The sequence below is a fragment of the Rhodococcus sp. NPDC049939 genome, from assembly GCF_040656415.1.
In the GTDB taxonomy this organism is placed as follows: domain Bacteria; phylum Actinomycetota; class Actinomycetes; order Mycobacteriales; family Mycobacteriaceae; genus Rhodococcus_F.
Genome location: NZ_JBFAMC010000001.1, coordinates 1,228,110 through 1,250,620 on the forward strand (window position 1 = coordinate 1,228,110; position 22,511 = coordinate 1,250,620).

Sequence of the window (22,511 nt, forward strand, 5' to 3'; positions counted from 1 at the left end):
CCCGTATCGCGGACCGTGGCCTTCCTAGTTCGAGCGCCTTCTTGCTCGCAGCCTCGGGTCTGGTTCGCAATCACTTCATCGAACCGAAGAGATTTGCCGTCTCGACAACATCAGAGGAGAAGACGTGTCCACCGTGACATGCCGAGGGGTGTCCGAAACCTCTACCGCTGCAGAACATTTTGTTCAGATTGCCTCAGCACGTGGTGACCTGCCCTGCCGGTCCGGCGACCCGGATCTGTGGTTCGCGGACTCACCCGACCGCTTGGAGCAGGCCAAGGCGCTGTGCGCGCCATGCCCGATCCGGTCCCGTTGCCTCGACGCGGCGCTCGATCGGGGTGAGCCGTGGGGTGTGTGGGGCGGAGAGATCTTCGATCAGGGCTCCGTGATAGCTCGTAAGCGTAAGCGCGGGCGCCCACCCAAGGCGCAGACACTGGTCTGCGCCTAGAATCCAATACAGGACAGGATAATTGGGGCGCCGCCCTCCGACTCGCACGATTGGTCCGGGCGGCGCCCACTTCTGTTCATCGTGATCAGCAGGTGTCTTGGTTCTCGTCGGTATCGGCGAACCCGGGGAGCCAGCGCGAGAGAATAGCCATGTACGGCGCACAGGCGTCGAGTTGAGCGCAGATTCCGACCGAACCCACGAGTACCCGGAAGATCATCAGATACTCGGCAGGCAGATTCAGCGCTCGCGCCGTGCGGAACTGGGGACTGTTGAAGTAGGTGGCGGTTCCAGCGGCTTTCTGCAACCAGGCGCGGGTGAAGTGGAATGACTCGGATCGGATCGGATCGGTCAAGGGGCGTAGGTACTGTGCGATCTCCTGGTCCGTGACCGTCCTGCCGGGCATGACGAATCCGTTGGCATGCATCAGCTCGGTCAGCTCGTCGAATTGCTCGTGAAGGGACAACCGAACCATCGTGCCGAGAATCGGCGGCAGACCATGTGGAAACGGTGCAGCGGCGCCGAAATCGATGACGCCGAGTCGGCCGTCGTTGTGCAACATGAAATTTCCTGGGTGCGGGTCGCAGTGAAGTAGGCCGACCCGGGCCGGCGAGCAGAAGTGGAACTCAGCGAGGAGCGCGCCCGCGGAGTTGCGCTCCTCGGTTGTGCCGTTCGCGATTATTGCGGACAACGGTTTCGCCGTCATCCACTCGCTGACGACCACCTTGGGTGCGCTCGCAACGATGTGCGGGATTGCGAACTGCGGATCTCCTTCGAAGACCTTGGCGAACCGCCGCTGATTGTTCGCCTCGATCCGGTAGTCGAGCTCCTCCTCGGTTCGGGCGGTGAATTCGTCGATAACGGGGCGAACGTCGACTCCCGGCATCGCCGATGTGAACAGGCCGGCGAAGCGGCCGAGTGTCTTGAGGTCGGCTCGCAGGGCTTCGTCCGCGCCAGGGTACTGAACCTTTACTGCGACCTCGCGGCCGTCGGACCAGACTGCACGGTGCACCTGCCCGATACTCGCCGATGCGGTCGGGATGTCGTCGAACGATTGGAACCGATCACGCCACTTCGTGCCCAGCTGCTGGTCCAGCATTTTGTGTACGGCCCGTGCAGGCAGGGGAGGAGCCTGTGACTGCAACTTGTTCAACGACTCTCGATAGGGTTCGGCGAACTCTTCTGGGATCGCGGCCTCCATCACACTCAGGGCCTGACCCAGCTTCATGGCGCCGCCCTTCAGCTCGCCGAGGACGGCGAACAGCTGTTCGGCGGCCTTGGCGCTCAACTGGGCGTCGATGGCATCCTTGTCGCCCCCGGTGAGTTTTCTGCCGAGGCCCATCGCCGCACGCCCCGCGATTCCCAAGGGGATGCTCGCGAGTTTGGCGGTGCGGGCAGTACTCCTGCGAGGGATATCGGACACCACACCATCATGACGGAAGAAGGCTGGGGTCGCCTGCGATGGGGGCCAGATACGTGCAGCTGCAACTGACCTGCCGGGGCCAGCGCCGGGTCACCAATCGGTGGGCCACCAGGTCTATTTCGAGTGTTGCGCCGAGACTGCTGGGCGGCGCGCTTCGGGGTGCGGACAGAACAGCCTCGAGCTGACCGAGCGCGAGTGCGGCCGTGGCCATGACGACGGCAGGGCTCGCATGCCCAACGGTTCCCAAGAGCTGGGCGGACAAGTGCGGCCAGTCCTCGTCGTAGCCGGTACGGAGAAGATCGGCGCAGCGGAGACAGCTGGTGTGGCCGGGAAGCACGAGCGGGCCCACCACCCCGCGGCCGTCCCGGAGCCGAATCTGGAGATGAGGTATTCCGTTGCGAACCAGATCCGCAGCGAGACGCGGTTCTACAACCAGGTCGTCAGAAAGTACGACACACACAGCGTTCCACCTCGTGACGTCGCCGTCGGCCGAATACCGGGAGGAACGCGTGACCCGATTCCCACTGTCGGTCAGGGCCCTCGACACCGCATCCGACAGGGGTCCGCGTCCGTGGATCCGGATTGCTGGGGTTTCCGCCTTGCGCGCACCTGCCATCTCGAGCAGTCCAGCTCGATCGAGCTCTTCGAGCAGTCCGGTCGCGTCGGTGGGAGTCATGCCCAGCTCTGCTGCCGTCCGGAGGACGTGCGGCCGTGTGTTGTTTCCGTCGAGCAATCGGAGGATGGCCAGGAGTTGTTCCGTGTGAACACCGGTCGGCGGCGAGAGAACCAGTGCGTGCTCGGGATCCCAGCCGAGCTGGACCCTGCCGTCGCGACGGACGAGCAGAGGAATTCGCGGATCGAGAGTGGTGCCGAGTGTTGGTGGGTTCTGGAAGCTCACTCGCAGAGGATGGCAGGCTTCGGTCGAGCGAGAGGTCGCTGCGTGCAGGTTATCCACAGGCCGAAAAGCACTTCGACCTGTGGATACTCCGCTACACGGAGAATGTTCCGATCACTGGGTCAGGGATTGGATTCGTCGTCTCGATCCTCGCCGCGTTCGGCCTCTTCAGCCCGTTCACGAGCTTCGGTGGCCTCGAGTTGCGCCATCGGATCGTCGAAGTTCCCTCCGTCCCCGGTGCCTCCCAGGACACGATCGACGAACGCATCGGGGTTGTCGAGGTCGGACGAGTCGGGCAGTAGATCGGGGTGAGCCCACACGTTGTCGCGAGTATCGATAGTGGACTCGGAGGTGAGTCGGTTCCACAACTGTGCCGCCTCACGGACCTTGCGGGGCCGCAATTCGAGTCCGACAAGCGTTCCGAATGTCTGCTCTGCGGGGCCGCCGGTCGCCCGTCGACGGCGCAGCGTCTCGCTCAGAGCCGCGACGCCGGGGAGCCGGTCGTTCAGTGCGGAAGCCACGACGACCTCGACCCAACCCTCGATGAGTGCGAGCAGCGCCTCGAGACGCTCGAGGGCCTGCTTCTGTTCCGGCGTGGTCTGAGGTTCGAACGCCCCCTGCTGCAGGATTTTCTCCAGCTGGGCTGGATCGCCCAGTACCGACGGATCGAGTCCCTTGGCCATGTCCTCGATGGCGGAGAAGTCCATGGTGATCCCACGCGCGAATTCCTCGACCGTGGCGAGGAGACGTTGGCGGAGCCACGGAACGTGGGTGTAAAGGCGCTGGTAGGCGGCCTCACGGGCAGCGAGGAATACGAGGATCTCCCGGTCGGGCTGCTCGAGGCCCTTGCTGAACTTGCCGACTGCGGCCGGAAGCAGCGCACCCGTGCCTGCCGGACCGAGGGGGAGTCCGATGTCGGTGGAGGTGAGGACTTCCTTGGACAGCTGGCCGAGAGCCTGGCCGAGCTGGGAGCCGAACGCGAGACCACCCATCTGGCTCATCATCCCGAGCATGGGCCCGGCCATCTGTCGTGCTTCTTCGGGCAAACCCTGCACCCACATGCCGGACACCTTCTCCGCAACGGGATCGCACAGTCGCTTCCAGGTGTCGAGAGTGTTGTCGAGCCAGTCATTGGGCGTCCACGCAACCGTTTTCGATGCGCCCGCGGGCAACGTAGTTGCGGCGTCGAGCCATAATTCGGCGAGTCTTGACGCATCGGCGATCGCCTCGGAGCTTCCCTTTGTGACCGGCGCGACCGAACCCAGCTGCTGGCGGGCAAGTTTCTTGGCAAGTTCGTAGTTGACCGGACCACTCTGTTCGCCCGACCCCATCGACGCACCCATCCCACTCAGCATCTGTCCGAACTGAGTGAGCATCTGGCCGAGGGCGGCCGGATCGAAGCCACCTCCAGCTGGTCCTCCCGCTCCGAAACCGAAGTCTCCCGAACCGCCCGCGTTCTTGTCACGGTCGGCCCCGCCCCGATCTCCCGTGTCGTTTTCTCTGTCAGGATCGTCGGAGTTGGAGAAGCCGAACGGCGGATTGCTCATACCCCAACGTTACAAGGCGCGGGCATCCGTAGGCGCCCACCCTGTCACGCTGATGGCGAACATGCCGACAGCCGACAGGCGCGGCCCTCGGTTCGCGCTCTACCCTGGTCCAGGTGAATCGACGGATCGTGACCCTCCTGGCTGCGCTGGCTCCGATCGTGGTGCTCGGAATCCTCGGCACGATGGTCACGGTGCCATTCGTGGCGCTGGGGCCGGGCCCAACGTTCAACACTCTCGGGGAAGTGGACGGTGAGGAGGTCGTCGCCATCTCCGGTACGGACGTGGACGAGACGTCTGGTCACCTCAACATGACGACCGTCGCGGTGCGCGACGACCTCAACGTATTCGAGGCGTTCGGGCTGTGGGCCAGCGGCCGTCAGGGCATCGTGCCCCGTGAGGAGGTGTATCCGCCTGACAGATCCAAGGACCAGGTCCAGCAGGAGAACGAAGCAGACTTCGAGCGCTCGGAGGACAGTGCGGAACTCGCCGCACTTCATTTCTTGGGTGAGCCGGTGATCCTGAGCATCGGTCAGGTCGTCGACGATGGTCCCTCCAGGGACATCCTGCGCGCAGGCGACCAGTTGGTCAGTGTGAACGGCGAGCCGGTCTCGACAATCGGTAGCGTTCAGCGAGCTGTGGCGGCTGAGGCACCGGGTACGGAGGTGTCGGTCGTGGTCATTCGCGACGGTGCCGAGATGACCGTGCCCGTGGTTCTCGGGGCCCGCCCGGGGGACGAGTCCAAAGGATATCTGGGAATAATCCCCGAAGAGGTGCCGGACGTCCCGTTTACCGTCGACTTCAATCTCGCTGACATCGGGGGACCGTCGGCAGGCCTGATGTTCGCACTTGCTGTGATCGACAAGCTCAGCCCGGGCGACCTCAACGGAGGCAAGTTCGTTGCCGGAACGGGCACCATCGACTCCGACGGGGACGTCGGTCCGATCGGGGGCATCAAGTACAAGTTGATCGCTGCTAGTGAGGCCGGCGCCGAGACATTCCTCGTTCCCGCGAACAACTGCGACGAGGCTCGCCAGGGCGCACCAGACGGACTCCGGCTGGTCAAGGTCGAGAACCTCGATGGTGCTGTCGATGCTCTAGAAGCGGTCAACGCTGGTGCCGCCGCACCGATGTGCTGATCCAGTCGATGCGGCGAGGGTCTAGTCGCCGTCGGTTGCGTCGAACGTGGCGTAGAGCGCGTTGACGAGATTCGGCGCCAAGTCCTCGTAGGCGAGCAGTTCGATTCCGGCGAAGGGGTCGGCGTCGTCGTCGGGCCGCAATTGCAGTAGGCACAGCGACGGACCGTCGCGCAGAACGGCTGCGATCAACCGTGCGGACTTTCGGTCCGGATGCGCTTCGGCGGCCGCGCGCGCTGCATTGTCTGCGGCGTCGCGGTCGTACAGCAGTGGGACCAGCGCGGCGTCGAGATCGGACTCCGCCTCGGGTGGGAGGACGACGATCTCCTGAACGAGTGCGCAGCCGACGACGGACTCCGGCCAACTGGTAGTGGCGAGGAACTCGTCGAGCGCACGTGAGCCGCCGTCGATGTCGTCAGGGAACGGGGCCTGCTCGACAGGGGTCAATTCCGAACCGTCGAGGAGTTGGTCGAGCAGGCTCGGTTCGGCCGCGGCAAGCAGTTCGGTTGGGACGAGTGCAAACATTTGGGGCGGTTGATCCCACCCTCCGGCGTCGACGAATTCGACGACCTCACGCACACAGCGGGCGAGGGTGTCCGCCTCACGGTTCACATTCTGTTCGCTCACGGCCTAATCTTTGCACTCTCGAAAAGGAACAGATGGCCGCATCTCGCGGATGTTACGTAAGGTGGGACGAAACGGTCACGCACTTCGCTGTCGGGGTGTGAAAGACTGATTCGCGCCCGTCGATCGCGACGTACCAGCGTCGCCGAGTTCTTGGAGTGTGGCTAGTGGGCATGCGGCCCCCCGCAGGATTACCCTCGTTGTCCAAACGTAGTCGTGCGCTGCTGGTAGCGGCGCTCGTTGCTGCCGTGCTGCTGATGGTGGGTCCTCGCCTGATCAGTACCTATACGGACTGGTTGTGGTTCGGGGAAGTTGGATATCGCGGCGTCTTCACCAAGGTCCTCCTCACACGTGTGATCGTCTTCTTGGTGGTCGGAGTCGTCGTCGGCGTCATTGTCTGGCTGGCGCTGTTGCTCGCCTACCGGTCACGGCCCGTCTTCGTCCCGGTGTCCGGGCCAAACGATCCGGTCGCGCGTTACCGGACGACCGTGATGGCGCGCCTGCGCCTGTTCGGACTGGCAATTCCGCTCGCGATCGGACTGTTCGCCGGGCTGATCGCCCAGGGCAGCTGGGAGACGGTGCAGCTGTTCTTCAACGGCGGCACATTCGGCATCACCGATCCGGAATTCGGCCACGACATCGGCTTCTACACCTTCGATCTGCCGTTCTATAGGTTCGTCCTCAACTGGCTGTTCGTGGCGGTTCTGCTGGCATTCTTCGCCAGCCTGGTGACGCACTACATCTTCGGTGGCCTGAAATTGGCCGGTCGAGGAGGCACACTCACCAACGCGGCACGTGTTCAGCTGGCCATCCTCGCGGGAACCTTCATCCTCCTCAAGGCTGTCGCCTACTGGTTCGACAGGTTCTCCCTGCTTTCGAGCAGCAGGAAGGAGCCGACGTTCAGCGGCGGAAGCTTCACCGACATGAATGCGGTGCTGCAGGCCAAGATGATCCTGCTCGCCATCGCGGTTATCTGCGCGCTTGCGTTCTTCGCCGCGATCTTCTTGCGTGATCTGCGGATCCCGGCACTGGCTACGGCGCTGCTCGTCCTCTCGTCGGTACTGGTCGGTGCGGTCTGGCCCCTGGTGGTCGAACAGTTCTCGGTCAAGCCGAACGCTGCCCAGAAGGAAAGCCCGTACATCGAGCGGAACATCCAGGCGACCCGCCAGGCGTACGGGATCACCTCCGACAACATCGAGTACACCGGCTACCCAGGTGTCGGCTCCGCGCAGCCTCAGGACGTTCCCGCGGACGTGACGTCGATCGCCAATGCGCGTTTGCTCGACCCGAACATCCTGTCGCCGACGTTCACGGCCCAGCAGCAGTTGAAGAACTTCTACGGGTTCCCGGCGACCCTCAATGTCGACCGGTACGAGACCGACGGTCAACTGCGTGACTACGTCGTCGCGGCGCGTGAACTCGCGCCGGCCAACCTGACCGGAAACCAGACGGACTGGATCAACCGCCATACCGTGTACACCCACGGCAACGGGTTCATCGCCGCGCAGGCCAATCAGGTGACTGCGGCAGAGGACGATGCCGACAACAACACCGGCGGATACCCGCTCTACAACGTGAGCGACCTCAACACACAGCCCAACGACCCGGCCCTCCAAGTGGAGAACCCACGGATCTACTACGGCGAGTTGATTGCCCAGTCCGATCCCGACTACGCCATTGTCGGGGGTGCACCCGGAGCCGCTCCGCGCGAGTACGACACCGACGAGTCCAACTACACCTACACCGGTGCCGGTGGAGTGCCGATCGGCAACTGGTTCAACCGACTGGCTTTCGCTGCCAAGTTCACCGAGCGAAACATTCTGTTCTCCGGAGCCATCGGGTCGGAGTCGAAGATCATCTTCAACCGCGACCCGCGCGACCGGGTGAGGCAGGTAGCGCCGTGGCTCACCACCGACGGATCGGTGTACCCGGCCGTGGTCGACGGAAAGGTCCAATGGATCGTCGACGGCTACACGACCCTCGAGGATTACCCCTACGCGCAACGCAGTTCACTCGAGGGGTTGGTCGAGGACAGCATCGATCAGAACACCGGCCGATTGATTCCGCGCAAGGAGGTGTCTTACATCCGTAACTCGGTGAAGGCCACAGTCGATGCGTACGACGGCACGGTAACGCTCTACCAGGTCGACGAGAACGACCCGGTGCTGAAGGCGTGGATGGGAGTGTTCCCCGACACCGTCAAGCCGAAGAGTGACGTCAGCGCGGACCTGCAAGCGCACTTCCGCTACCCGGAAGATCTGTTCAAGGTTCAGCGGGAGATGCTGGCCAAGTACCATGTGGACAATCCGAACGAGTTCTTCACGAACAACGCATTCTGGTCTGTACCAAGCGATCCCACGATCGACACGACCGCGAATCAGCCTCCCTACTACGTGCTGGTCGGAAATCAGGAGACGGGGGCACCCGAGTTCCGTCTGACGAGCGCCATGGTGGGTTACAACCGTGAGTTGTTGTCGGCTTACATCTCGGTCGGCGCCGACCCTGAGAACTACGGAAAGTTCACCGTGCTCCAGTTGCCGACGGATACCCAGACACAGGGGCCGCAGCAGGCGCAGAGTGCGATGACCTCCAATTCGACGGTTGCCAGTGAGCTGTCGCTGCTCAGGCAGTCGAACAGGATTCAATTCGGAAACCTGCTCACGCTGCCGATCGCCGATGGCGGCATTCTCTATGTCGAGCCGTTGTACACCCAGAGGAACTCCCCGAATGCGTTCCCGCAACTCGCGCGTGTCCTGGTGAGCTTCAGCGACACCAATGGGATCCGGGTCGGCTACGCGCCGACCTTGGCGGAGGCGCTCAGCCAGGTGTTCGGCGCCGGTGCCGGCTCCGTGGCCACAGAGCCCAGCGAAGAGGCAGAATTGGCCGGAAGCCAGACTGGTGAGGTGCCCGCCCCCGCGGAGACTGCGGAACAGCCCGCCGTCCCGCTGCCGGCGGGGAACACTGACGCCGCCATCACCGAACTCAATGCGTCGCTGGAAGCATTGACCGCCGCGCAGCGAAGTGGCGACTTCGCGGCCTACGGTGAGGCTCTCGCTCGACTCCAGAGTGCGGTCGCCGCCTACGAGGCGATCCCGAAGTAAGCGCCACGCTTCGCACACAGATGGGTCAGGCCCCGCCATCCGAGCCCGGATGGCGGGGCCTGACCCACTCGTCGCTCTGGGTGCACGAGAGGACCGTGTCAGTTTGCGGTGGCGGATCCGCTTTCGAGGTCTTGGTAATGCCGCAGTTCAGGGGGGCTTCGGAACCGTTTCGAGATCTGTCCGTTGCCTTGCGGTTATGCAGCCGGATCGGTTCCGGGCACCTGAGATACACGACAGGGTGCAAGGAGTGTCGTCGTAGTTTCGAGTAGGGGGAAACTCAGAGGTGCCCTGCGCACGGGAGTGCTGTACGCAGGGCACCTCGAGCACTGTCGGTGTGGATCAGAGGTACTTTCCACACACCGGCCAGGCGCCAGGTCCTTGACCCGCAAGGACGTTCTCCGCGACGCGGATCTGCTCTTCGCGCGAGGCGTTGGCCGGGGACCCGGTCCCACCGTATTCGGCCCAGGTGCTGTCTTTGAACTGCAGACCGCCCCTGTAGCCGTTGCCCGTGTCAGCGGCCCAGTTGCCGCTGCTCTCACACTGTGCGACTGCGTCCCAGTTGTGAGAAGCGGCAGCGGCAGTGCCGGCGCTCAGGCCGAGCGGCGCGGCCAAGATAGCTCCGGCCAGTGTGATTGTGCCGATGGTCCGCTTGACGGTGCTCGTGATGGTCATGGGTGCTTCCTCTCCGCGTTGGCCGACGAGGCGTGCCTGCGGGAATCGGCTGGTGCGCCGACCCGGGCAATCGATCCGATCTCGTCCTTGCCCCTCGAGGTGGGGGATACCGGGTCCCGCGGGGCAAGGTAAGGCGGTAGCGGGTCGGCGTTGCCCGGTGGTTTCGGGCTGGTCACGAACGTACGTGTTGATCACAGAATGGTCACGGACCGATTTTCTGTGACGAACGTGCAAATACCTAGTGACCCAATTCACGTCCGTGCAGGTCGTCGGCCGCGTTTCGAACTCTCGAAGCGGTAGAGGTCCCGTAAGAGTGTGACGAGCGTCACACCTTTTTGTGATGGATGTGGTTGGTGTGGGTTGCGAAATGGCATACAGAGCTATCGGACAGCCACTTTTGAGTCGGATTTGCAATCCGATTCTTTGTTCGTGTAACTTCATTGCCGCAGCGCGGGGTGGAGCAGTTCGGTAGCTCGCTGGGCTCATAACCCAGAGGTCGCAGGTTCAAATCCTGTCCCCGCTACCACCGAAGAACCGGTGCCCCGGAAATCCAGGGCGCCGGTTCTTTTCATTCACACGCCTCATTCCCATGCCGTGCCGAAGCGCGCAACGTTCCTCTACGTCCACATCGGTGGGGGAACCGCGCTCCTCGATCAGAAGCCACCGTCTCTGCGAGTTCGTGGGAGAGCTGGACTTCGAGAAAGGGTGCGACGAGCCGGTTTCGTGCCTTTCGACCCAGTCGGTATGCTTCATCGCATGGCACGGATCTGGTCTGTTTTCACGCAGGGGCTGAGCATTGTTCAGCTCACATGGGTGGCCGTGCTGACCCTGGTGATCGCGACGACATTCGCGAGCAATGGTACGACTGCAGTCGTTGGTGCAGCGGTTGCGATCCTGCTTCTTCTCGCGGTCACCGGACAGGAATCACGCTTCCCGCTGAACCTCCTGGCGGAGCCCGTCTCCGGCCCGCCAGCCGAGGAACGTCGACTCCGCGGCGCATTCCGCAGGCAAAGCGCCCCAAACACTCCCGGTCGCCCGCGCCGACCCCGAGCACCTGGGCAGGTCTCAACCGCCGCGTAGCGTTCGTTTCGCTGCGTCGGTTCTTGAACCGACCTGTCCATTCACGCGCCGCGTCCCAAGAGGCCGGCGTGAATTCCGCACGATGCCGCGTGATCGCGCCGTGCAGTAACGAGGTGCTCAATGCTCGATTTCATCTATTACCCTGTGTCTGCGATTCTGTGGTTCTGGCACAAAGTCTTCGGCTCGGTACTGGGACCTGACAACGGTTTCGCGTGGGCCCTTGCCGTGGTGTTCTTGGTCTTCACCCTGCGAATCCTGTTGCTCAGACCAGCGATCCGGCAGGTTCGCACGACCCTCCAGATGCAGCAGCTACAACCGCAAATCAAGGCTCTGCAAAAGAAATACGCGGGTGACCGCCAACGTCAAGCCGCCGAGATGCAAAAACTCCAGAAGGAGCACGGCTTCAACCCCCTGATGGGATGCCTACCCGCCCTGGTTCAGGCTCCGGTGTTCCTCGGTCTCTACCATGTCCTGCGATCGTTCAACCGAACCGGAACCGGGTTGGGACAACTCGGAATGTCGCCTGAAGCCAACGCGAACACTCCGAACTACATCTTCAGCGCTATGGACGTGCAGTCGTTCCTGAGCGCCCGTCTCTTCGGGGCACCGATCTCGGTTGCGATTACCAGCCCGGAAAGTACCCTGGCATCGTTCGCATCGTATGGCGGAATCCCGACCGTGGCCACGATTGCTGCCGTAGCGGTCCCACTGATGGTGATTGCCAGCGTCGCTACACATTTCAACGCCCGGGCATCGGTTGCGCGGCAGAGCCCCGAGGCTGCGAATCCACAGTCGGCGATGGTGAACAAGTTGATGCTCTGGGTGTTTCCACTCGGCGTCCTTGTCGGCGGGCCCTTCCTCATGATCGCGATCCTGCTGTATTGGGTCAGCAACAACATCTGGACCTACGGCCAGCAGCATCTGATATTCGCCCGAATCGATCGGGAGGAATCGTTGAAGGCGCACGCCGCGGAGAGCGAGCGGCGTGCGCCTTCAGTGCCCAAGCCAGGAGTCCGGCCCACTCGGAAGAAGAAGCGTAGGAGGTAGGTTCGCCGGGGACGAGTCCGGGAATGAAAACTGTTCGATTCGCCGAAAGCCTTCGAGGCTTGGGCTGCTGGGAAATCGGGTTGGCTCGACCACTGGTGGTGCGTACTTTCTGTACACATGGATCAGAACCACCTCATTCGTACTGCGGTCGAGACCGATGTGGATGCAGCTTCTGTCACGTTGGCGAGAGCGTTTGCGGACTACCCGTTCATTCGCCACACCGTCGATGCTCGCAACCACCAGGAGCGGGTCGGACAACTACAGCGCTTGTTCCTCCAGAACGTTGGACTGCGGTGTGGCCGTGTGTGGGTGTCTGCAGCGGCCTCAGCAGTCGCAGTGTGGACGACACCGGATTCACCGGGGCTGGGTGAGGCGTTCGAAAGTATCTCGCAACGCGTGAACGAACTATGCGGCGATCGGGCCGAGGCCGCGGCGCGCGCAGAGGAGTTGATTGCGCCACTGCGGCCGTCGGAACCGGTCTGGTTCCTGGCGACGGTTGGTGTAGATCCGGCGTCTCAGGGGCGTGGATTGGGTCGGGCAGTGCTCGGCCCCGGCATGAGGGCGGCCCATGCCCAAGGGTTCCCGATGTACCTGGAGACTTCGCTGGAATCCAACGTGGGGTTCTATCACCGTCTCGGATTCGACGTTGTCGGCAGCGTCGATCTCCCGGACGGCGGACCCCGCACCTGGGCGATGCTCTGTCGCTGAGCAGGCACCGGAGTGCGCCAGCAGACGCCACCGCTCCCGCCGAACCGAATTCGGCGGGAGCGGATTGACCGTCTGAAAGGTGTTGGAGCTGAAGACTACTTCAGCTCAGACGACGACTTTCCGAGCAGGCGACGGGCCACGATCAGCTGTTGAATCTGCTGCGTTCCCTCGAAGATGTCGAGGATCTTCGAGTCGCGCGCCCACTTCTCGAGCAGGGGGCGCTCGGAGTATCCCAAGGTCCCGGCGAGTTCGACTGCCTTCAGCGAGACGGCCGTGCCCGTACGGCCGGCTTTGGCCTTCGACATGGAGGCTTCGAGCGAATTCGGCTTCTTGTTGTCCGCCATCCAGGTTGCGCGCAGGGCTAGCAGGTAGCTGGCTTCCCAGTCGGCTTCCAGCTGCAGAAACTCGGCTGCCGCAGCGTGCTGGTTGTACGCGGGGGTGTCGTATGAGATCTCGACACCGGCGTCGGTGAGGATGGTTCGCAGTTCCTCGAGGGCCGCGCGGCCGAGACCGATGGCCATCCCCGCGACGATGGGGCGGGTGTTGTCGAACGTCTGCATGACGCCGCCAAAGCCCTTCTCGACGTTCACCTCAGGTGTGCCGAGCAGGTTGTCCCTCGGAATCCGGCAGTCCTGCAACAACAGCACCGCTGTGTCGGACGACTTGATGCCCAGCTTGTGCTCGAGGCGGGCGACGCTCAGCCCGGGGGCATCTCGCGGCACGACGAAGGACTTGATCGCGGCACGACCCTTGGTCTTGTCCACTGTGGCCCACACCACGACGTGAGTGGAACGTTCGCCTGCGGTGACGAAGATCTTTTCGCCGTTGAGGACGTATTCGTCGCCGTCGAGCACAGCGGTTGTGGTGACGGCCGCGGAGTCGGAACCGAAGCCGGGTTCGGTGATGGCCATCGATGCCCACACCTTGCCGAATCTCTCGAGTTGCTCGTCGGTGGCGACCGCCGCGATCGCGGAGTTGCCGAGACCCTGGTAGGGAATGGAGAGGGTGAGGCCCACATCGCCCCAGCAGGTCTCGATGACGTTCATCAACGAAGACATGTTGCCGCCGTTGACATTTCCGATAACCTTCGGTTCGTCACCGCGTCCGAGGGCGGCCCCGGCAGCGCCCTTGCCCGAATCGTTGAGCCCCTCCACCATGGCCGCCATGGTGTCGAGTTCCTTCGGGTAGGCATGCTCCGCGAGGTCGTACTTTCGGGAGATCGGCCGGAAGATTTGTGCCGCAACCTGATGGGCTTGGTTCGCGGAGGCTTTGAGTTTCTTGGGAAGTTCGAGGTTGATCATCACAAGTTTCCTTAGTTCGAGTCCGGCCGCTCAGATCAGGACGATGCCCTCGGCGACGCCGATGGCGCGAAGGTCGCGGTACCAGCGCTCGACAGGGTGTTCCTTGGTGTAGCCGTGACCACCGAGCAGTTGGACGCCGTCCAGTCCGATCTGCATGCCCTTCTCAGATGCCAGCTTCCGGGCCAGAGCCGATTCGCGGGCAAAGGAGAGCCCCTGTTCGGCGCGTGAGGCCCCGCGCAACGTCACCAGGCGCAGTCCGTCGAGTTCGATGCCGATGTTCGCGACCATGAAGGCGACCGCCTGGCGGTTGCTGATCGGCTCACCGAACGCGACGCGCTCGTTGACGTATGGAATGACGTAATCCAGAACGGCTTGACCGGTTCCGACCGCAAGCGAAGCCCAGCCGAGCCGGGCAAGCCGGACGGCGTCGGCGTATTCGCCCTTTCGGGTATCGGCGTCGGCGTCACCGAGCAGAGCCGACTCGGGCACCGCTACGTCGGTGAGCTCTAGGCGGCCGAGTCCGGCAGCGCGCAGGCCCATGCTCGGGTCCGCCTCGACGACGAGTCCCTTGGAGTCGGACTCGACGATGAAGAAAGAGGGCTTGCCCTCCAGTTCGGCCGCAACGATGAACAACTCGGAGGAGGCGGCCGCGGGAACGAGGCTCTTCACGCCGTTGAGTTTGTAGCCGCTGGGTGAGCGAACGGCCTTGGTTTCCAACGCGAACGGGTCGAACAGCGCGCGGGGCTCGTTGACTACCACGGCCGCGTTCGGCACGTGCTCGCCGGCAAAGGCGGGTAGATACGTCTTCTGCTGAGAGTCTGTGCCCCACTGGGTGAGTGCAACCGCGACGCCGCTGGGCGCAAGGATCGGCAGCGCGAGTCCCATGTCGCCGTGTGCGAGGGCTTCAGCCACGAGAGAGTTGGTGACGGCGCCGCGCTCACTTGCGATTCCGTCGAGTTCCTCGGGGACATTGACGGCGGTGATGCCGAGTTCGGCGGCGCGCTCGACGAGGTCGGCGGGTGCTGCGGCGGCAGCGTCTGCGTCATGGCCGGCGGGCCGCAGAATCTCGGCGGAGAACTCGCGCACCGTCTCGACGATCATCTGCTGGTCGTCGGTTGGCGTGAGGTCGAAGTAGCCTGCATTGATTGCAGGGCTGTCAGGGAGGCGCTTCGGTGCTCCGCTACCGGCGACCATCTGGAAGCCGCGGGTTGCCGCGCCGAGGGTCTTGAATCCGGTCTTGGTTCCCTCGTACGTCATCCGGTCGATCGTCTGACGCAGGTTGTATTTCTCGGCCAGGTCGGAACCGGTGATCTTGGTCAGCACACGCATCGCGGCACCCATCGCGTCCCGCCTGACGGGATTCAGGCCGACGGCGGACGTGTCACGGGGCTTGCGTTTCACGCTGTCGTTGGAGGCAACAGTGTCTTGTTTGCTCATGATCACCAGTGGTTTCTCCGTGTTCGGGCATGGACTACACCCACCTTACTTAGGAGTAAGGTGGGTGTCTACCGCTGAGTACGTTCCTGACAGCCGTGGGCGCGGCAGAAGTTTCCGCCTGCCGAAAAGGGTTGCTTTTCGTTTCGACCGGCTGCTGGACCGTACCGGGCTTTGTGGGCGCTGTCAGTTCGGCCGCAGCCGAGTCAACACTTCGTCGTGGAGTAGCCCGTTGGTTGCCAGCGCGCTGCCGCCGTGTGGTCCGTCCGCGCCCGTGAGACTCGTGAACCGCCCGCCGGCCTCGCGGACCAGCAGGTCTAGAGGTGCGAGATCCCACAATGACACTTCGGGTTCGGAAGCGATGTCGACGGCACCCTCGGCGAGCAGACAGTACGAGAAGAAGTCGCCGAATCCCCTTACCCGCCAGACGTTGTCGGTGAGGGAGATGAACTGCTCGCGGATTCCGCGCTCTCTCCATCCCGAAAGGCTCGAGAACGACAGGCTGGCCGAATCCAGCCGGTCCACGGCAGAGACCGTGATGCGACGGGGATCGGATCCGGCAAACCTACTCCAGGCACCGGTACCAGAGGCAGCCCACCAGCGCCGGGAAAGCGCAGGGGCGCTGACGACGCCGACTGTGGGAACGCCGTCCTCGAGTAACGCGACCAGGGTGGCCCAAATCGGCACACCGCGGACGAAGTTCTTGGTGCCGTCGATCGGGTCGATCACCCACTGGCGCCCTGAGATGAGCGTTTCGCCGCCGAACTCTTCGCCCAGAACCGCATCAGCGACTCGCTCGGACCCGAGAATCGCCCGGGCCGCTCGTTCCACGGCGAGGTCGGCATCGGTCACCGGCGAGAGATCGGGTTTGTCGTCGACCGACAGATCGAGCGCACCGAATCGGGCCAGGGTGATCGTGTCCGCCTCATCCGCGATTCGGAGGGCGAGTTGCAGGTCGGCGTGGAGGTCGGTCACGTTCGCACAGGTTACTCGGGTGCGACCTCGCGGCGAACTCAGTCGGTCTCGACCTCTCCGAGCTTGCCGGTGGCGACGTCGAAGATGAACCCGCGCAGAGAGGTCGTCGCTGTGATGAAAGGACTGGCCTTGATGCGGCGAATCGATTGCCGGACGTCCTCGGTGAGATCGGAGAATGCTTCCGCCGACCAGGCAGGCTTGATTCCGACATCGTCCTGGATGGAACGCTTGAAGTCGTCGTCGGTGAACGTGAGCATCCCGCAGTCAGTGTGGTGAATCAGAATGATCTCGTTGGTACCGAGTAGTCGCTGGCTGATCGCGAGCGAGCGGATCTCGTCATGGGTCACCACGCCGCCTGCGTTCCGTATGACGTGAGCCTCGCCCAATTCGATGCCGAGCATCCGATACACGTCGAGCCGTGCGTCCATACAGGCCACGACGGCGACGTGCTTGCTCGGCGCAAGTGGGAGTGGTCCGTCGAAGTCTGCGGCGTAGGTCTCGTTGTTCTTCAGATACTGATCGGTCGCGGTCATCGTCGACTCCGTCCGTGGGTGGCGGCACGAACATGCGCGTCTAGGTCCTGCAACAAGCGTCTAGGTCCTGCAACAAGTCGTGCTCGGTCACTTGCCATGGTGGCACGACCCGCGGCCGGATGCTTGACCTGGACGGGAGCAGTGGTTACGAGACTGATACGGGTACCCGGTAACCTTGGGAACCGTGCATCCCGACGTATCCGCAGACTTGGACGAGCTCGACACGACCCTTCGGACCGTCGAATCGGTGGTGGACGTGGAGGAGTTGCGGCGCCGGATCAACGAACTCGAACACCAGGCCGCCGACCCTGAGCTGTGGAACGACCAGGAACACGCACAGCAGGTCACAAGCCAGCTTTCGCATTCGCAGACCGAGTTGCGCCGCGTGGAGGAACTGCGCTCACGACTCGACGACATGCCGGTGCTGTATGAACTCGCGGAGGATGAGGGCCCTGACGCCATCGCGGATGCCGACGCGGAGCGCCGCAGCCTTCGGGAAGACATCGCCGCGATGGAAGTCAAGACGATGCTCTCGGGTGAGTACGACGAGCGTGACGCGCTGGTGAACATCCGCTCGGGTGCAGGGGGTGTGGATGCCGCGGACTGGGCCGAGATGCTCATGCGTATGTACATCCGATGGGCGGAAAAGCACGGCTACGGCGTCGAGGTCTACGACACTTCCTATGCGGAAGAAGCCGGCATCAAGAGTGCGACGTTCGCAGTCAAGGCCCCGTACAGCTACGGGACACTGTCGGTCGAAATGGGCACGCACCGACTGGTCCGCATCAGCCCGTTCGACAACCAGGGCCGCCGTCAGACGTCGTTCGCCGAGGTCGAGGTGCTGCCCGTGGTCGAGACAACGGACCACATCGACGTCAACGAGAACGACGTCCGCGTCGACGTGTACCGGTCGTCCGGCCCTGGCGGTCAGTCCGTGAACACCACCGACTCCGCGGTCCGTCTGACGCACATCCCGACCGGCATCGTTGTGACCTGTCAGAACGAGAAGTCTCAGCTGCAGAACAAGGTGGCGGCGATGCGTGTTCTGCAGGCCAAGCTGCTCGAGGTCAAACGCAAGGAAGAACGCGCCGAGATGGATGCGCTCAAGGGTGAGGGCGGCAGCTCCTGGGGTAACCAGATGCGGTCATACGTGCTGCACCCGTACCAGATGGTGAAGGATCTGCGTACCGAGTACGAGGTCAACAACCCTTCGGCCATCCTCGACGGTGATATCGACGGGTTCCTCGAATCGGGGATCCGGTGGCGGATGCGCGAGAGTCAGGCGTCCTAGTACGCGAGAAGACCACGACGTTAACGTGATCTTCCACACGGTTCGCCACTCGACGGGCGTCTAGACTTGCTCCTCGTGATCCGCGTCGAGAATGTGTCGAAGTCTTACAAGACCTCCACGAGGCCTGCCTTGGACAACGCGAGCGTCGAGGTGGACAAGGGCGAATTCGTCTTCCTCATCGGGCCGTCGGGTTCAGGCAAGTCGACCTTCATGCGGCTGCTCCTCAAGGAGGAATCGCCGACGTCCGGTGACATTCACATCGCGAATTTCCACGTCAACAAGCTTTCCTCTCGGCGAGTGCCCAAGCTGCGGCAGAGCGTCGGATGTGTGTTCCAAGACTTCCGGCTCCTTCAGAAGAAGACGGTGTCAGAGAACGTGGCCTTCGCGCTCGAAGTGATCGGCAAGCCACGAAGCACGATCAAGCGCACGGTTCCAGAGGTCCTCGACATGGTCGGTTTGTCGGGTAAGGCGGACCGTATGCCTAGTGAACTCTCGGGAGGGGAGCAGCAGCGAGTGGCCATCGCGCGTGCATTCGTGAACCGGCCTCTGGTGTTGCTGTGCGACGAACCCACCGGCAACCTCGACCCGGAGACCAGCCAGGACATCATGCTGCTTCTCGAACGGATCAACCGGATCGGAACCACGGTGGTGATGGCGACACACGATCACCACATCGTCGACTCGATGCGCCGCCGCGTGGTGGAATTGGACCTCGGCAGAGTAGTACGCGACGAGGCTCGGGGCGTGTATGGCGTAGGACGATAGCTGCCCGCTTGCTTTCCGAATCTTCAGCACTGTCCGCAAGCCGCCTACGAAGGACTCCGATTCCCCGATGCGTGCCAGTTTCATAGTCAGCGAAGTCATCACTGGACTCCGCCGCAATGTCACCATGACCATCGCGATGATCCTCACCACCGCGATATCTCTCGCCCTGTTCGGTAGTGGGTTGCTGGTGGTGCAGATGGCTGGAAAGACCCAGCAGATCTTCCTGGACAGGTTGGAGGTACAGATCTTCCTCACCGACGACATCTCGACATCCGATCCCGGGTGCGAGGGGGAGATCTGTAGCTCGCTGCGAAGGGATCTGGAACAGACGCCGTCGGTGGTCTCGGTGGACTATCTCAACCGGGATGATGCGGTGAAGGACGCAACCGAGCGTGTGTTCAAGGATCAGCCTGAACTTGCGGCATTGGTCAGCGCCGACAGTTTCCCGGCCTCGTTCAAGATCAAGCTCAGTGATCCCGAGCGGTTCGGGGTGATCAACGATCAGTTCGGCTCGCGACCGGGAGTTGAGAGTGTTCTCAACCAGCGTGAATTGGTTGAGCGACTCTTCAGCGTCTTGAGCGGTGTGCGCAACGGCGCATTCGCGATCGCGCTCGTCCAGGCAGTGGCGGCAATCCTCTTGATTGCGAACATGGTTCAGATCGCCGCATACACCCGTCGGACCGAGGTCGGTGTCATGAGGTTGGTGGGTGCCACGCGGTGGTACACACAGTTGCCGTTCCTGCTCGAAGCAGTGGCCGCTGCGCTGGTGGGTGCCGGACTCGCGATTGCCGGACTGTTCGCTGCGAAGAACGTGTTCATCGACGACGTGCTTTCGGACGTGTACTCGGCGAACATACTCGCCAGGATCTCCAACAGTGACGTGCTGTTCGTCTCGCCAATTCTGTTGTTGGCAGGCGTCGGGATGGCGGCGGTGACCGCATACGTGACACTGCGCCTGTACGTGCGCGAGTAATTTCGTTTGCCCGCTCTCTTATGCTGGAAGATACGAACTGCTCATTCGAGCTGTTCATTCGAAACTCGCGAACTGAAAGTCCCGACACGTGAAGGAAAAGGGCCGCAAGGTCATTGCAACCAATCGCAAGGCGCGTCACAACTACACCATTCTCGCCACATACGAGGCGGGAATAGCTCTCGTGGGCACCGAAGTGAAGAGTCTGCGCGAGGGTAAGGCATCGCTGGTCGACGCGTTCGCTACCGTCGACGACGGCGAGGTCTGGCTGCGCTCTCTTCACATTCCCGAATACACACAGGGCACCTGGACCAACCACTCGCCGCGCCGTACGCGGAAGTTGCTGTTGCACAAGCGTGAGATCGAGCATCTTGTCGGCAAGACAAGGGAGGGCAACCAGACTCTCGTGCCCTTGTCGATGTACTTCTCGGACGGCAAGGTCAAGGTGGAACTCGCCCTTGCCAAGGGCAAGCAGGACTATGACAAGCGACAAGCTCTGGCTCGGCGAACCGCTGAGCGTGAGGTGACCCGCGAACTGGGGCGTCGGGTCAAAGGAATGCGCTGATCTCCGTCCTGCTCGCGCTGGTGGCCGCGATCGGCTACGGGGTGAGCGATTTCGTCGGCGGTGTCGCATCGCGCCGAGTTTCGGCTCTGCGGGTCGTCATCGTGTCGTATCCGCTGTCGCTGCTGATCGTTCTCGCGATTGCTCCATTCGTGGGAGGCACTTTCACTGCTAGCTCCCTTCTCTGGGGTGCTGCATCGGGAATCGCGGGGGGCGTGGCGATCTGGTGGTTCTACCTTGCGTTGGCATCCGGTCCGATGTCGGTCGTCTCGCCCTTCACGGCTGTACTCGTGGCGGGGATTCCTGTACTCATCGGGTTTGCGCTCGGCGAACGGCCCGGGTTGATCGCGTTCGCCGGGATCATCGTGGCACTTGTCGCCGTTACCCTCGTGAGCCGTGAATCACCCGACGAGACTGCCGGTGAGGTCGCCGGCGGTCGGGTACTGAGGTTCTCCCGAACGGTCGCCTTGCTGACTGTCGGATCCGGAGTTGCATTCGGGCTCGCATTCGTCGCGCTGTATGAGATCGGTGACGACGGTGGGTTGTGGCCTCTCGCGGTATCGCGTGCCTCGGCGACCGCGGTCGTGTGGGTTGTCGCGTTCTCTTCGGGGCATTTCGTCCTGCCGCACGGCGAACCATTGAAGCTTGCCGTCTACGTCAGTTTCCTCGACGTACTCGCCAACGCCAGCATGCTGTATGCGTTTCAGGGCGGACTGCTGTCGTTGGTAAGCGTGATCGGGGCGCTATATCCCGCCGCGACAGTGATGCTGGCAATGGTGATGCTCGGCGAGCGGGTGGGCAGGGTGCAGCAGGTGGGAATGCTCCTTGCCCTCGCCTCGGTGGGAATGATTGCCGTGGCGAACTGAACCCCACCTCAGGCGACACGTAGAAAATCGGGATGAATTTTGTCCGGGTCCGCGTTACACTGAGTGACCCCGCGAGATTCGTGGGGCGTACGGGGCTGAACGGTTTCGACTACGTACGTTGAGGTAGGGGAAGCGTGTCGGTGCAGGCAAGAGACCACCGTAAGCGTCGCTGCAAACTAATAAGCGCCGATACTAATCAGCGCGGCTACGCACTCGCTGCCTAATCAGCGACTGCGTGCCTGTCAGTCCGGGTTTGCCTTCGGCCCGGGTACTGGCATCAGCTAGAGGGCTTCACCGTTCGATTCGGTCGCGGAACCGAACGGGACAACCAACAGCGACTGGGATCGTCATCCTGGCTTGTTTGCGAGACCGGGAGATCCAAGTAGAGGCATAGCAAACTGCGCACGGAGAAGCCCTAGCTCTGCTGCGGAGGACCCGGGTTCAATTCCCGGCAGCTCCACAAGAGCCCGGCCGGAGAGTCAACGAGACTCTCCGGCCGGGCTATTTTCATGCCCATGTTTGGCAGCGCTCTTCGTCGAGTATCACGGCCATCGGAACATCCCCACCCTATTCGGGTGGGGCGTTCCGTCGTGTCAGGATCTACGATCCTGAGGACTCCAGCGATCCCGAGGACATAGTCGACGGTGTCTCGGCGATGTCGACGACGACGGGCAGGACGGCGTCGTCACCGAATCCGTTGGATACGGTCACCGTGAAGTTGTACGTTGCGGCAATTGGCGGGGTACCGGACAGGACACCTTGCTCGCTCAGCGTGAGCCCGTAGGGTACGGCTCCGTCGGTCACCGTCACGGTCGGTGCCGGTGTTCCGGTCACCGTGAACGTGTGTTCGTAGGGCTGGCCGACGACGCCGTCCGGCGGCGTTCCGGTGATGGCGGGGGGCTGCCCGACTTCGAGGGTGGCCTCGCGGACTGCGTTTTCACCGAATCCGTTGGATGCGGTCACCGTGAACGCATGCGGCCCAGTGGTGGTCGGGGTACCGGACAGGACACCTTGCTCGCTCAGCCTGAGTCCATCGGGCAGCGCGCCGTCGGTCACCGTCACGGTCGGTGCCGGTGTTCCGGTCACCGTGAACGTGTGTTCGTAGGGCTGGCCGACGACGCCGTCCGGCGGCGTTCCGGTGA

Annotated in this window: 21 protein-coding genes, 1 tRNA gene and 1 other RNA gene; 13 read left to right on the plus strand and 10 right to left on the minus strand. The window is 62.9% G+C overall.

The window, feature by feature from the left end:
* Nucleotides 1-124: 124 nt before the first annotated feature.
* Nucleotides 125-445 carry a WhiB family transcriptional regulator gene (locus AB0I57_RS05590; RefSeq protein WP_358330973.1) on the plus strand — a complete coding sequence of 107 codons (321 nt, stop codon included), beginning with the start codon at nucleotides 125-127 and terminating at the stop codon, nucleotides 443-445.
* Nucleotides 446-530: 85 nt separating this feature from the next.
* On the opposite strand, the gene AB0I57_RS05595 is transcribed toward AB0I57_RS05590, so the two are convergent.
* From AB0I57_RS05595 to AB0I57_RS05605, 3 genes are all read right to left on the minus strand, one after another.
* Nucleotides 531-1,865, minus strand: coding sequence for an AarF/UbiB family protein (locus AB0I57_RS05595; protein WP_358330975.1), 1,335 nt, complete (start codon nucleotides 1,863-1,865; stop codon nucleotides 531-533).
* Between the two features lie 7 nt (nucleotides 1,866-1,872).
* Nucleotides 1,873-2,763 (minus strand): hypothetical protein, encoded by an 891-nt coding sequence (locus AB0I57_RS05600; RefSeq protein ID WP_358330978.1) that lies wholly within the window; start codon nucleotides 2,761-2,763, stop codon nucleotides 1,873-1,875.
* Between the two features lie 119 nt (nucleotides 2,764-2,882).
* A complete protein-coding gene (locus AB0I57_RS05605) occupies nucleotides 2,883-4,307 on the minus strand; it encodes a zinc-dependent metalloprotease (protein WP_358330981.1) in 1,425 nt (474 codons plus the stop codon).
* Between the two features lie 113 nt (nucleotides 4,308-4,420).
* Between AB0I57_RS05605 and AB0I57_RS05610 the strand changes: the two genes are divergently transcribed.
* Nucleotides 4,421-5,443, plus strand: a complete 1,023-nt coding sequence (locus AB0I57_RS05610; RefSeq protein ID WP_358330984.1) for a PDZ domain-containing protein — start codon at nucleotides 4,421-4,423, stop codon at nucleotides 5,441-5,443.
* A gap of 21 nt (nucleotides 5,444-5,464) precedes the next feature.
* On the opposite strand, the gene AB0I57_RS05615 is transcribed toward AB0I57_RS05610, so the two are convergent.
* Complete coding sequence (locus AB0I57_RS05615; RefSeq protein ID WP_358330987.1) at nucleotides 5,465-6,067, minus strand: PPA1309 family protein; 603 nt, start codon at nucleotides 6,065-6,067, stop codon at nucleotides 5,465-5,467.
* A 164-nt stretch (nucleotides 6,068-6,231) separates the two neighbouring features.
* On the opposite strand from AB0I57_RS05615, the gene AB0I57_RS05620 reads away from it, so the two are divergent.
* Complete coding sequence (locus tag AB0I57_RS05620; RefSeq protein WP_358330990.1) at nucleotides 6,232-9,165, plus strand: UPF0182 family protein; 2,934 nt, start codon at nucleotides 6,232-6,234, stop codon at nucleotides 9,163-9,165.
* Nucleotides 9,166-9,504: 339 nt separating this feature from the next.
* Here the strand turns inward: AB0I57_RS05620 and AB0I57_RS05625 are convergent, their stop codons facing one another.
* Nucleotides 9,505-9,837, minus strand: coding sequence for a transglycosylase family protein (locus AB0I57_RS05625; protein WP_358330993.1), 333 nt, complete (start codon nucleotides 9,835-9,837; stop codon nucleotides 9,505-9,507).
* 449 nt (nucleotides 9,838-10,286) lie between these two features.
* Between AB0I57_RS05625 and AB0I57_RS05630 the strand changes: the two genes are divergently transcribed.
* The 4 genes from AB0I57_RS05630 to AB0I57_RS05645 all read left to right on the plus strand — a co-directional run bounded on the left by AB0I57_RS05630 (nucleotide 10,287) and on the right by AB0I57_RS05645 (nucleotide 12,672).
* Nucleotides 10,287-10,363 (plus strand) — tRNA-Met (locus AB0I57_RS05630).
* 230 nt (nucleotides 10,364-10,593) lie between these two features.
* On the plus strand, nucleotides 10,594-10,917 hold the full coding sequence (locus tag AB0I57_RS05635) for a DUF6412 domain-containing protein (RefSeq protein WP_358330996.1): 324 nt from the start codon (nucleotides 10,594-10,596) through the stop codon (nucleotides 10,915-10,917).
* A gap of 120 nt (nucleotides 10,918-11,037) precedes the next feature.
* Nucleotides 11,038-11,964: a membrane protein insertase YidC gene (gene yidC / locus AB0I57_RS05640; RefSeq protein ID WP_358330999.1), complete on the plus strand. Its 927-nt coding sequence runs from the start codon at nucleotides 11,038-11,040 to the stop codon at nucleotides 11,962-11,964.
* A gap of 117 nt (nucleotides 11,965-12,081) precedes the next feature.
* Nucleotides 12,082-12,672, plus strand: a complete 591-nt coding sequence (locus AB0I57_RS05645; protein WP_358331002.1) for a GNAT family N-acetyltransferase — start codon at nucleotides 12,082-12,084, stop codon at nucleotides 12,670-12,672.
* A gap of 95 nt (nucleotides 12,673-12,767) precedes the next feature.
* Here AB0I57_RS05645 and AB0I57_RS05650 read toward each other — a convergent pair whose 3' ends face one another.
* From AB0I57_RS05650 to AB0I57_RS05665, 4 genes are all read right to left on the minus strand, one after another.
* Nucleotides 12,768-13,973: an acyl-CoA dehydrogenase family protein gene (locus AB0I57_RS05650; RefSeq protein WP_358331005.1), complete on the minus strand. Its 1,206-nt coding sequence runs from the start codon at nucleotides 13,971-13,973 to the stop codon at nucleotides 12,768-12,770.
* A 30-nt stretch (nucleotides 13,974-14,003) separates the two neighbouring features.
* Nucleotides 14,004-15,416, minus strand: a complete 1,413-nt coding sequence (locus tag AB0I57_RS05655) for an acyl-CoA dehydrogenase family protein (protein WP_358331008.1) — start codon at nucleotides 15,414-15,416, stop codon at nucleotides 14,004-14,006.
* A gap of 177 nt (nucleotides 15,417-15,593) precedes the next feature.
* Nucleotides 15,594-16,382, minus strand: coding sequence for a histidinol-phosphatase (gene hisN, locus AB0I57_RS05660; RefSeq protein ID WP_358331011.1), 789 nt, complete (start codon nucleotides 16,380-16,382; stop codon nucleotides 15,594-15,596).
* Between the two features lie 38 nt (nucleotides 16,383-16,420).
* Nucleotides 16,421-16,915 carry a carbonic anhydrase gene (locus AB0I57_RS05665; RefSeq protein WP_358331014.1) on the minus strand — a complete coding sequence of 165 codons (495 nt, stop codon included), beginning with the start codon at nucleotides 16,913-16,915 and terminating at the stop codon, nucleotides 16,421-16,423.
* Nucleotides 16,916-17,099: 184 nt separating this feature from the next.
* Between AB0I57_RS05665 and prfB the strand changes: the two genes are divergently transcribed.
* The 6 genes from prfB to ssrA all read left to right on the plus strand — a co-directional run bounded on the left by prfB (nucleotide 17,100) and on the right by ssrA (nucleotide 21,832).
* Nucleotides 17,100-18,206 (plus strand): peptide chain release factor 2, encoded by a 1,107-nt coding sequence (prfB, locus tag AB0I57_RS05670; RefSeq protein ID WP_358331017.1) that lies wholly within the window; start codon nucleotides 17,100-17,102, stop codon nucleotides 18,204-18,206.
* 75 nt (nucleotides 18,207-18,281) lie between these two features.
* Nucleotides 18,282-18,971, plus strand: a complete 690-nt coding sequence (gene ftsE, locus AB0I57_RS05675) for a cell division ATP-binding protein FtsE (protein ID WP_358331020.1) — start codon at nucleotides 18,282-18,284, stop codon at nucleotides 18,969-18,971.
* A 67-nt stretch (nucleotides 18,972-19,038) separates the two neighbouring features.
* Nucleotides 19,039-19,944: a permease-like cell division protein FtsX gene (gene ftsX, locus AB0I57_RS05680; protein ID WP_358331023.1), complete on the plus strand. Its 906-nt coding sequence runs from the start codon at nucleotides 19,039-19,041 to the stop codon at nucleotides 19,942-19,944.
* A gap of 88 nt (nucleotides 19,945-20,032) precedes the next feature.
* Nucleotides 20,033-20,506, plus strand: a complete 474-nt coding sequence (gene smpB / locus AB0I57_RS05685) for an SsrA-binding protein SmpB (RefSeq protein ID WP_358331026.1) — start codon at nucleotides 20,033-20,035, stop codon at nucleotides 20,504-20,506.
* An 8-nt stretch (nucleotides 20,507-20,514) separates the two neighbouring features.
* On the plus strand, nucleotides 20,515-21,369 hold the full coding sequence (locus AB0I57_RS05690; protein ID WP_358333192.1) for a DMT family transporter: 855 nt from the start codon (nucleotides 20,515-20,517) through the stop codon (nucleotides 21,367-21,369).
* 91 nt (nucleotides 21,370-21,460) lie between these two features.
* Nucleotides 21,461-21,832: a transfer-messenger RNA gene (gene ssrA / locus AB0I57_RS05695) on the plus strand.
* A 137-nt stretch (nucleotides 21,833-21,969) separates the two neighbouring features.
* On the opposite strand, the gene AB0I57_RS05700 is transcribed toward ssrA, so the two are convergent.
* The coding region (locus AB0I57_RS05700; protein ID WP_358331029.1) for a putative Ig domain-containing protein at nucleotides 21,970-22,511 on the minus strand (542 nt) is incomplete at its 5' end.